This is a genomic window from Cytobacillus firmus NBRC 15306, assembly GCF_001591465.1.
GTDB lineage: Bacteria > Bacillota > Bacilli > Bacillales > Cytobacillaceae > Cytobacillus > Cytobacillus firmus.
In genome coordinates this window covers 1-10,796 of the sequence record NZ_BCUY01000104.1, presented here as the reverse complement: position 1 = coordinate 10,796, position 10,796 = coordinate 1, and the positions used below count along the sequence as shown (strand labels likewise).

At 41.1% G+C, this 10,796-nt stretch carries 9 protein-coding genes; 6 read left to right on the top strand and 3 right to left on the bottom strand.

The window, feature by feature from the left end; genetic code table 11:
• Positions 1-125 precede the first annotated feature (125 nt).
• The 3 genes from BFI01S_RS19310 to rnhC all read right to left on the bottom strand — a co-directional run bounded on the left by BFI01S_RS19310 (position 126) and on the right by rnhC (position 2,680).
• Entirely contained in the window at positions 126-1,028 is a 903-nt protein-coding gene (locus tag BFI01S_RS19310) for a DUF2268 domain-containing putative Zn-dependent protease (RefSeq protein ID WP_025911946.1), read from the bottom strand.
• Between the two features lie 11 nt (positions 1,029-1,039).
• Positions 1,040-1,396, bottom strand: a complete 357-nt coding sequence (locus BFI01S_RS24625) for a MerR family transcriptional regulator (protein ID WP_206700497.1) — start codon at positions 1,394-1,396, stop codon at positions 1,040-1,042.
• A 345-nt stretch (positions 1,397-1,741) separates the two neighbouring features.
• The gene (gene rnhC / locus BFI01S_RS19300) at positions 1,742-2,680 is read right to left on the bottom strand and encodes a ribonuclease HIII (protein WP_061794054.1); all 939 of its coding nucleotides are present in this window, start codon (positions 2,678-2,680) and stop codon (positions 1,742-1,744) included.
• Between the two features lie 154 nt (positions 2,681-2,834).
• Between rnhC and zapA the strand changes: the two genes are divergently transcribed.
• From zapA to BFI01S_RS19265, 6 genes are all read left to right on the top strand, one after another.
• Positions 2,835-3,101 (top strand): cell division protein ZapA, encoded by a 267-nt coding sequence (zapA, locus tag BFI01S_RS19295; RefSeq protein WP_009333202.1) that lies wholly within the window; start codon positions 2,835-2,837, stop codon positions 3,099-3,101.
• A gap of 2 nt (positions 3,102-3,103) precedes the next feature.
• Positions 3,104-3,646 carry a CvpA family protein gene (locus BFI01S_RS19290; protein WP_061794053.1) on the top strand — a complete coding sequence of 181 codons (543 nt, stop codon included), beginning with the start codon at positions 3,104-3,106 and terminating at the stop codon, positions 3,644-3,646.
• Positions 3,647-3,852: 206 nt separating this feature from the next.
• On the top strand, positions 3,853-5,571 hold the full coding sequence (polX, locus tag BFI01S_RS19285) for a DNA polymerase/3'-5' exonuclease PolX (RefSeq protein ID WP_061794052.1): 1,719 nt from the start codon (positions 3,853-3,855) through the stop codon (positions 5,569-5,571).
• Positions 5,572-5,601: 30 nt separating this feature from the next.
• Positions 5,602-7,959 carry an endonuclease MutS2 gene (locus BFI01S_RS19280; RefSeq protein WP_061794051.1) on the top strand — a complete coding sequence of 786 codons (2,358 nt, stop codon included), beginning with the start codon at positions 5,602-5,604 and terminating at the stop codon, positions 7,957-7,959.
• Positions 7,960-8,024: 65 nt separating this feature from the next.
• Complete coding sequence (locus BFI01S_RS19275; protein WP_061794050.1) at positions 8,025-8,432, top strand: DUF350 domain-containing protein; 408 nt, start codon at positions 8,025-8,027, stop codon at positions 8,430-8,432.
• Positions 8,433-8,782: 350 nt separating this feature from the next.
• Positions 8,783-10,486: a long-chain-fatty-acid--CoA ligase gene (locus tag BFI01S_RS19265; protein WP_061794048.1), complete on the top strand. Its 1,704-nt coding sequence runs from the start codon at positions 8,783-8,785 to the stop codon at positions 10,484-10,486.
• Positions 10,487-10,796: the final 310 nt, after the last annotated feature.

The following is a 10,796-nucleotide window of genomic DNA, read 5'->3' as shown; positions in this document are numbered from 1 at the left end:
AGTTGTTGCTAAGAAGATCAAAAGAGCATGTTTTAAAAAAATTTACATTAAGGCATGCTCTTATTGTATTAAATGGATAAATGACTAGTGTATTTTTACTTCTTATTAACTAAATATTCGCCCCGTCAGGAAGAAAATAAGCCAGATCCATTAATGATCTCTTCGCTAGACATTAACGTTGTTTCATATATCGTTTTATTTTGCTTTTTCATAAAGGACTGGACAACCTCATAACCTACTGCGTAACCAGAACAAAAAGAAAGGCCTACAGGTTGATATCCTTCTTGTTTGGCAATTTCATCACCAAACATATAGCTACTTACCTCGGCAAATCCTTTTATGTTTAAAGCCTCTCCAATAACATAAGTTGAGTACTCTAAATCGTCTTTGTCCATACTAGTCACCCAAGGTCCTAGCTGTTCTGTTCCATACAGTTCTTTTGCAAACGAATCCGCCAAACCTTCTATGACAAGATAATCTCCCACTGTTACATTTCCATGATCCCAATCAAAATAAGAAAAACGAATATTGTGATGGAACTCATGGGCAATAACAGCAGGAAGTTTAGGCAAATTGTAATCATTTGGATAAATATTCACAGTAATAAACCCGGGAATACCTCCAAACCCCGTATATCCCTTCTGAAGCTTCAATTTGTCGGGGTCTGCAACATACAATCCAAATTTTATTTCATCGGCATTCACTTTCAATCCTTCCTTATTAGCTTTTTCTATACAGTTTTTGATAGTATTCTCTGCTACCACAAAGGCATTATTATCATTTAAGATAGATAGTCCTTGTTGAATTTGTTTATCGTTAGAAATGTCTGCGTAACCTAGCATTTTCGTAGCCATTAAAACATCATAACCATTTTCTTGTTTTGCTTTTATAGGAACGTTTATTAAATTCCACATTTCCTTAAATGGCGTCATCATTGTATAACGAAAATAATTTCTTCTTTCTTCCAAATCCGTAATTGCAAGTAATTCTTCGTATTGTTCTATTGTGTTAACTAATTTATAGTTCATGCTCATTTCAATCACTTCTTTCGTAAATATCTAGTATTGTAATTTTGAAGCAACTTTATATTCTTCATAAGATTTTCTTCGGAGTCAGTTAAGTCCAAATGAAATAATATATTTTCTAGATCTGTAATCATTTGAGTCATGTCATTTTTAATACAACTTAATGAAGGTTGTCGGTCTATTAAATCTTTAAGTTTATAACCTGTTATCTTTGCAGCGAGAATTTGCACAATTTTTTCGAAGTCTGACTTGAATAAAACCAATTGACCGTTGTCATTCTTATTTGCTTTCAATAAATTTAAATTAGAATAGTATCGTATAGAGCGTTCAGTAAGTCCAGTTATTTTATAAACTTCTCCAGTTGTAAGCAGCGTAATTCACCTCCACATTACAAGGTTAAGGTATTACGCAACGTTAATGTCAAATAAAAAATGGGCTTTTACTTTAGTGTACAATAAGAAAAGCCGATACTTCCTTAACGTAGGAAAAATCGGCTTTCTTTATGGCGAAATTTGCTTAGCGTATGTTTTGCGCTTTTTGTTGGTAGGACCCCTTAAAAGAGTACATTTGGCCGATAAATCTCTCATTTTGACCGTTAAATACCCAAAAATGGCCGATAAACTCTGATTATTGGCCGATAAAGATATACTCAAAAGGATTATGGCCTCTCAAACGGTAAAAAAGCAGCCAATCTCCCTAAATTGACTGCTTCATCATCAGTTATACTTCCTGCTATACAGCTTCATTGCCTTTTCAGTATTCGCAAAGTGCAGTTTTACAAAAGAAGGCAATGCCTCACGCCCCTTTTCCTTAATAAGCCGGGCAGCCGCCTCATCAACCTTCGGGCCAGCGCCTTTAGTGAGCCGGAAACCGGCCTTTGTGCTAAGGTTTTCGAAGTGGTGCACAAACGCATAGCGTGCCAGAATGGATGCTGCTGCAACTGCCAAATGGATTCCTTCCGCTTTTGTGCTGAAAAAGACCCGCTCCCTCTGTATGGTCTGCTGGTTTTTCAAATAGTTGAAGTAAATCTCTTCCTTGGCAAATTGGTCAATCAGAATGGCTTCAGGCTTTTCAGGAGAGATTTTCCCTAAAACATGCCCGATTGCCTGATTGTGCAGCAATGCTTTAATTTTTCCCTGTGACATCCCTGATTGCTGAAGCTTATTGTATTTTTCATTATGCAGTGTTAACAGGCTGTGGGGAACGATATCTTTAATCTGTTTTGCGATTTCAATGATTTTTTCATCTCCCAGATTTTTTGAATCCTTAACTCCAAGCTCCTTCAGCAGAGGGATTTGATCTTTTTTTACGTAAGCTGCAACCACCGTAATGGGGCCAAAATAATCCCCGGTACCCACTTCATCTGAACCTATGACTGAAAGGGAACTGATATTTTCCGGCAGGTTTGCTGCGGCAGGGCTGGTTTTTTTGCTGAGCTGTGCACTGCGTGCAGTATCTCCCCATTTTTTAGCCTCTGCTTCACATCCTCTCCCCTGGAAGAGAACCTTGCCTGATTTATAGGCAGTGATCGAACATCCTGGCACTTTTGCAGCAAATACGCTTCCTGGAGGCTGCTTGTCATTTAGGCTGCCTGAATAATGGGCCTTCATTTTTGAGATTTCACTTGCTTTTTTTAAAAGTACTACCTGGCTCATATTGATTCTCCTCATCTTAGTATATTGTTGAATCCATTCCCTATATTTGGAAAAATTGCATTAACCGAGCTCTTCTGACATGCTTTGACTTCCCACCAATATGCGTTCGTGTTATGATATTGATTAGGATTCTTTAAAGAAGGGGGCATGGACGTTGTCAGAGATACAAAGAAACCGAACTAGTGTAGATATTTATGGACAGCAATATGTAATAGTTGGCTCAGAAAGCTCCAGCCATGTTCGCCTTGTCGCTTCGCTGGTTGACGATAAAATGCGTGAGATCAGTTCAAAGAATCCTTCACTCGACATTAGTAAGCTGGCCGTGCTGACCGCAGTCAATGCTGTTAATGATTATATAAAACTAACAGACCGTCTGGAACGGCTGGAAAACGAATTAAATAGAGTAAAGGACGGAAAGTAGTCATGCTGGATCTTGCAATTATCATTATTTTGGTTTTTGGTTTTTTTATAGGCTTGAAAAGAGGCTTTATCCTCCAATTAATTCATTTGACCGGATTCATTATTGCTTTCATTGTAGCCCGTATGTATTACGGTGAGCTTGCGCCTAAGCTGACCTTATGGGTGCCATATCCAAGCTTTAGCAGTGACTCTGCGATTAAGACGTTATTTGAGAATGCAGATCTTGAAGATGCTTACTATCGCGCCATTGCATTTGTCGTGATTTTTTTTGCGGTAAAAATATTACTGCAGATTATTGGAAGCATGCTCGACTTTGTTGCCCATCTTCCGGTCCTGAAACAGCTGAATGTTTGGGCTGGCGGAATCCTCGGATTTATCGAAGTCTATCTTATCATGTTTATTCTATTATACATAGCAGCACTCGTTCCAATCGAAGTCCTGCAGGGGCCGATCAATAATTCCTTTATGGCAGAATTAATGGTTAAGAATACGCCTGTTCTCTCTAACCAGCTCAAAGAAATGTGGGTTGAATATATGGCTGCGTAACTTCTCTATTTCTAGAGAAGTTTTCTTTTTGACAAACAAGTAAGACTTTGAACGTCGATAACTGTCTAGCTCCAGCGCCTACCCCCTCGAGGTGTCGGGTGTGGGCAAGGCGCTTTCGCTTTTCTTAAAGATAGCCATGATTTGAAGTTGCACTGCAAAATAAGAGATAATACGGATACGAATACAGTTACGGGCAGGTGGTTTTCATGAGTATAAATAAAAAAGATGTTGTCAGACTTTTAGAAACAATCGCTGTTTATATGGAGTTAAAAGGAGAGAACCCATTCAAAACAGCTGCGTTCCGAAAAGCGGCACTCGCACTTGAATCGAATGATGAGAGCTTGACTGAAATTGATGACTTTACAAAGCTATCCAGCATCGGTAAAGGCACTGCTGCTGTTATTGAGGAGTACATTAAAGAAGGAAAGTCTTCTGTACTTGATGAACTGAAAGAAGAAGTCCCTTCCGGTTTAATTCCACTGCTTCAGCTCCCGGGGCTTGGCGGCAAGAAAATCGCCAAGTTATATAAAGAGCTTGGCGTCGAAAATGCTGCAGATCTTGAGGATGCTTGCCGCAATAAGAAGGTCCGGGGACTGGCTGGCTTCGGGGAAAAATCTGAAGAGAAGATACTCGCTGCTCTTGAAAATGCAGGAACCAGACCGGAACGGCTCCCGCTTGCATTCATGCTGCCAATTGCAGAAGACATAGAAGCAGCCCTTGCTGAAATGAAGGATATAGAAAAATATTCAAGGGCAGGAAGCTTAAGGAGGATGAGGGAAACAATCAAAGACCTCGACTTTATTATAGCTACCGGCAATCCTGCTTCTGTCAAAGAGCAGTTATTAAGTCTGGCCGGCATTAAAGAAGTAATTGCAGCAGGTGATACAAAGGTTTCGGTTGTGTTTCAGCATTCCTATGATATATCGGCTGATTTCCGATTAGTTGAGCCGCATGAATTTGCTACAACACTCCATCATTTTACTGGATCAAAGGACCATAATGTCAGAATGCGCCAGCTTGCCAAAGAGCGCGGGGAAAAAATCAGTGAATATGGAGTCGAAAATACAGAAACAGGTGAAATTCTTACATTCAAAAGTGAAGAGGAATTTTACGCCCATTTTGGGCTTCCATTCTTCCCTCCTGAAATTAGGGAAGATGGAAAAGAAGTAGATGAATACAAGCAAGACATGGAACTTATTTCTCTTGAAGATATTAAGGGTGATCTTCATATGCACTCAACCTGGAGTGATGGCGCCTATTCCATAGAGGAAATGATTGAAGCATGCCGTGCCCGCGGCTATAAATACATGGCGATAACAGACCATTCCCAATACCTGAGAGTGGCGAACGGTTTGACAGCCGAAAGGCTTCGCAGACAGAAAGAAGAAATAAAGCGGCTTAATGAGCAATTCGATGATTTCACAATATTATCAGGGGTAGAAATGGATATTCTGCCTGACGGATCGCTCGATTATGACAATGAACTTCTGGAGGAGCTGGACATTGTTATTGCTTCCATCCATTCTTCTTTTTCACAGCCGAAGGAAAAAATCATGGCCCGCTTGAAAACTGCGCTGCAGAATGCCCATGTTGACATTATTGCCCATCCTACGGGAAGATTGATCGGCCGCAGGGAAGGCTATGAAGTAGACATGGAAATGCTCATCAAGCTCGCCAGGGAAACCAATACAGCTCTTGAGCTGAATGCAAATCCGAACCGGCTTGATCTTGCTTCCGAACATATCAGACAAGCTCAGGAAGCCGGTGTGAAAATAGTGATTAATACAGATGCACATAAAATAGACACTTTAAATCACATGGAAATCGGCGTTTCTGCGGCAAAGAAAGGGTGGATCAAGAAAGAATCCGTTCTAAATGCCATGGAAACAGAAGATTTGCTCAAATTTCTGAAAGAACGCCAGTAGGAAAATTGGGCATGAAAGGGGAAAGTCCTCATGCAAGAAAGAGTATTGAAGATACTTGAGTTCAATAAAGTGAAGGAACAGCTGCTTGAACATGTTTCTTCATCCTTGGGAAGAAAAAAGGCCTTAAAAATTCTTCCTTCAACTGACTATGAAGAGGTAATCCGCAGACAGGAAGAAACAGATGAAGCCGTAACAGTGCTTAGAATCAAAGGGAATGTACCGCTTGGCGGCATTTTTGATATACGTCCTCATGTGAAGCGGGCGGTTATTGGCGGGATGCTAAGTCCTCAGGAACTTAACCAGATATCCAGTACGATTCATGCAAGCAGGCAGATGAAACGATTCATCGAGGAATTTGCCGAGGAAGAAAGCAGCCTGCCGATCCTATTGGGATATACAGATAAAATTATCGTTCTGGCGGACTTGGAAACATCCATCCGCAATGCGGTCGATGACAATGGGGAAGTTCTTGACAGTGCAAGCGAGACTCTCCGTTCCCTTCGAAATCAGCTTCGTACAAAAGAATCGCGCGTAAGGGAGCGCCTGGAGAGCATGATCCGGTCTTCCAGCGCACAAAAAATGCTTTCCGATGCGATTATTACAATTCGAAATGACCGATTTGTCATACCTGTAAAGCAGGAGTACCGGGGGCATTATGGAGGCATTATCCATGACCAAAGTTCATCCGGCCAGACATTATTCATTGAGCCCGCGTCCATTGTTCAGCTGAACAATGAATTACAGGGCATCAGGGTGAAAGAACAGCAGGAAATCGAGCGGATTCTCATAGCGCTCTCTGGACAGACAGCTAAAAATAGCAGTGAACTGGACACCATTGTAGATGTGCTCGGAGAAGTCGATTTTACGTTTGCAAAAGCCAGATACAGTAAACGCATAAAAGCCTCCAAGCCAAAAATTAATAATCAAGGGAAAATTTCATTATTCAAAGCCCGGCATCCGCTTATTCCAATTGATGAAGTAGTGGCAAATGATATTAAGCTCGGAGATGAATATTCAACCATTGTCATTACGGGACCGAATACCGGCGGGAAGACAGTTACTTTAAAAACAGTAGGGCTTTGCACATTGATGGCACAGGCCGGTCTGCAAATCCCGGCGCTTGATGGTTCAGAAACTGCTGTCTTCGGAAATGTTTATGCTGATATCGGAGATGAACAGTCAATTGAACAAAGTTTAAGTACCTTTTCTTCTCACATGGTTAATATCGTGGATATTCTTAACCAGGTTGATTTCAATAGTCTGGTTTTATTCGATGAGCTTGGTGCAGGCACAGATCCGCAGGAAGGTGCAGCTCTCGCGATTTCCATTCTTGACGAAGTATACAAGCGGGGTGCAAGAGTTATCGCCACAACTCATTACCCTGAACTGAAAGCCTATGGCTATAACAGAGAAGGAGTTATCAATGCCAGTGTAGAATTTGATATTGAAACGCTAAGTCCAACCTATAAGCTGCTGATTGGGGTTCCGGGCCGAAGCAATGCTTTTGAAATATCCAAACGGCTTGGGCTCAATGATCAAGTGATTGAGACCGCACGATCCTATATCGGAACAGATACAAATCAGGTTGAAAATATGATTGCTTCACTGGAGGAAAGCCGCAGACAAGCAGAGGCTGACATGGCAGAAGCCAATGACTTTCTGAAAAGCGCAGAAAAACTCCATAAAGATCTGCAAAAGCAAATGGCAGAATTTTATGAGCAAAAAGATGCTATGTATGAGAAGGCTGCAGAGAAAGCCGGCGATATCGTTGAGAAAGCCAAGGCTGAAGCGGAAGAGATTATCCGTGACTTAAGAAAGATGCGGATGGAGAAACATGCTGAGGTGAAGGAACATGAGCTGATAGAAGCAAAGAAACGCCTGTCCGATGCTGCACCTCAGATGAGCACAGCCAAAAATAAACTAAAGCCAAAGAATACAAAACACGCTTTTGAAGCCGGCGATGAGGTTAAGGTTCTGAGTTTTGGGCAGAAAGGGCATCTGCTTGAAAAGGTGTCTGAGAACGAATGGCAGGTTCAGATTGGTATCCTGAAAATGAAAGTGGCCGAAAAGGATCTGGAATACATTAAAAGCCCAAAACCTGTGGAAACAAAACCAGTGGCAACGGTGAAAGGAAGAGATTTTCACGTAAGCCTTGAGCTTGATTTACGGGGCGAGCGCTATGAAAACGCGCTCTTAAGAGTGGAGAAATATATAGATGATGCCCTGCTGGCTGGATATCCCCGTGTCTCCATCATTCATGGTAAAGGGACCGGTGCATTGAGGCAGGGTGTTCAGGAATATTTGAGAAATCACAGATCTGTAAAGAAAATCCGGTTTGGTGAAGCTGGAGAAGGCGGCACAGGGGTTACAATCGTTGAATTCAAATAAGCTTCCTTCCCCCCTTATAATTAGTCAGAGGGGGTGGGGATTTAATACCGGCGGGGAGAGTATAAATGAAAGAATTTTGGGAAAATGAGTTTATCCAGACAGCTGCTTATTACAGTGTTGTCATTTTATGTATGATCGTATTTCTAGCAGTTTTTGAATTAGTCACAAAGTATCGCAATTGGGACGAAATAAAAAACGGGAATCTTGCTGTAGCTTTGGCGACTGGCGGGAAGATTTTTGGGATCGCCAATATTTTCAGGCACTCCATCATGCATAATGATACCTTGCTGACAATGATTACATGGGGAGTTTTTGGCTTCTTTCTTCTGTTAATAGGCTATTTCATATTTGAATTTTTAACACCAAAGTTTAGAATAGACGAAGAAATTGAGAATAATAACAAAGCTGTCGGCTTTATTTCCATGGTACTGTCAATCGGTTTGTCTTATGTCATTGGTGCAGGTTTATTATAAGGAGAGAATTAACATTGGAAAAGTTAGCAAAGGTTCTGCTGGTTCTTAGCGGAGTATTTCTTCTTATAGGGGCCATTTATATATTTTTCATTGCATAATATTTTTGTGAAATAGGGAAATGAGGAAATCGCCAATTCATATGGCGATTTTTTTTATTTTTACCATTAGAAGAATATTACAAATAGACTGGACAGCCTATGTAAAAATTTCTACCTGTGTGCAAGGTCTTATTCTAATTGTCATAGATCCAGCATTATATTATAATAAGAACGAACAGTTAGAATGTTCAAAAAGTTCAAAAGGAGTGCATCGCTTATCTGAAAGTTTAGCAAGAATAAAGGAGGGACAAAATGGCAGAAGCAAAACCATGGCTTAAGCAATATCCGGCAGAAATCCCCTCAACTTTGTCATATCCCAAACAGCCGGTACAGGATTATTTGAAAAATGCTGCAGAAGAATTTCCGGAAAAAATAGCAATCCACTTTATGGGGAAGGAATTCACATATAAATATATATATGACTCTTCCCTGAAGCTTGCTGCATATTTGCAGAGTCTCGGAATTGAAAAGGGAGACCGCGTAGCGATCATGCTTCCGAATACTCCTCAGTCTGTTATCAGCTATTATGGAATTCTAATGGCTGGCGGAATTGTTGTCCAGACAAATCCGCTGTACATGGAACGGGAATTGGAATACCAAATGAATGATTCAGAAGCAAAAGCGATTATTACAATGGATATCTTATTTCCCAGAGTGGCCAAAGTGATGCCGCAGACAGAAGTGAAGCATATAATTGTAACGGCAATCAAAGATGCACTTCCATTCCCTAAAAATTTAATATATCCTTTTATCCAGAAAAAACAATATGGAATCGTTGTTAATGTAAAGCATGAAGGTCATAATCATTTACTGTCAGAAATATTAAAAAGGCCGGCTGAGCCTCTTAGAATCCATGACTTTGATTTTGAAGAAGACTTGGCATTATTGCAGTACACAGGCGGCACGACCGGGTTCCCTAAGGGTGTCATGCTATCTCACAGCAACCTGGTATCCAATACAGCGATGTGCAAGGCCTGGCTTTATAAGTGCAGGCGCGGCGAGGAGACGGTGCTTGGCATACTTCCATTCTTTCACGTGTATGGAATGACAACAGTCATGATTTTATCTGTAATGGATGCGCATAAAATGGTCCTCCTCCCGAAGTTTGATCCCGAAACTACCCTGAAAACCATTCATAAACAAAGGCCGACCTTATTTCCTGGAGCGCCTACTATTTACATTGGGTTATTGAACCATCCGGATATAAAAAAATATGATCTTTCTTCTATAGACTCCTGCATTAGCGGATCTGCTGCCCTGCCAGTTGAAGTCCAGCAGAAATTTGAGGAAATAACAGGAGGAAAGCTTGTAGAGGGCTACGGTTTGACTGAATCATCACCTGTAACACATGCAAACTTCTTATGGGATCGTCCCCGTGTCAAAGGCAGTATAGGTGTCCCATGGCCTGATACAGATGCAGCTATTTTTTCACTGGAAACAGGAGAAGCACTTCCTGCAGGAGAAGTTGGCGAAATTGCTGTTAAAGGGCCTCAGGTAATGAAAGGCTATTGGAACCGCCCGGAAGAGACGGAGCAAACCTTAAGGGATGGCTGGCTGCTCACAGGTGATCTGGGCTATATGGATGAAAATGGATATTTCTATGTAGTGGACAGGAAGAAAGATATGATTATTGCAGGAGGATTCAATATTTACCCGCGTGAAATAGAAGAAGTACTATATGAGCATCCAGCAGTACAGGAAGTGGTTGCTGCCGGAATACCGGATCCTTATCGCGGAGAAACAGTAAAAGTTTATATTGTGCTGAAGGAGGGAAAAGAGGCAACGGAAGAAGAACTGGATCAGTTTGCAAGAAAGCATCTGGCTGCTTATAAAGTTCCACGGCTATATGAATTCCGCGGAGAGCTTCCTAAGACAGCAGTTGGAAAAATACTGAGAAGGGCATTAGTGGATGAAGAAAAGAAGAAATTTAAAGAAGAAGAGGAAAAGCGGGCTTAGCTTCAGAGACCGATTTTCAATCGGCTCTTTATTTTTGTGACAATAAGCTTGTCCAGATATAAAGGAAATGCAATAATAAAATAAATTTACAGGGAAATTGTTGACACAAATGAATTGTCCTACTATTATAAAAATATGAATGATGATTCATTCATTTTAGTGCGATTTTTCAAACAATAATAAACCAAGTGGATTGGCTGATCCCGGCAGCAGGAAAGGAATTTTTCCAGCCCTGCTGCTCTATAAAAATCAATGCCCCCGTTTATCGCAGTCTAACGGGCAGTAAGACCCCCACTTCAAGACTCAGAGG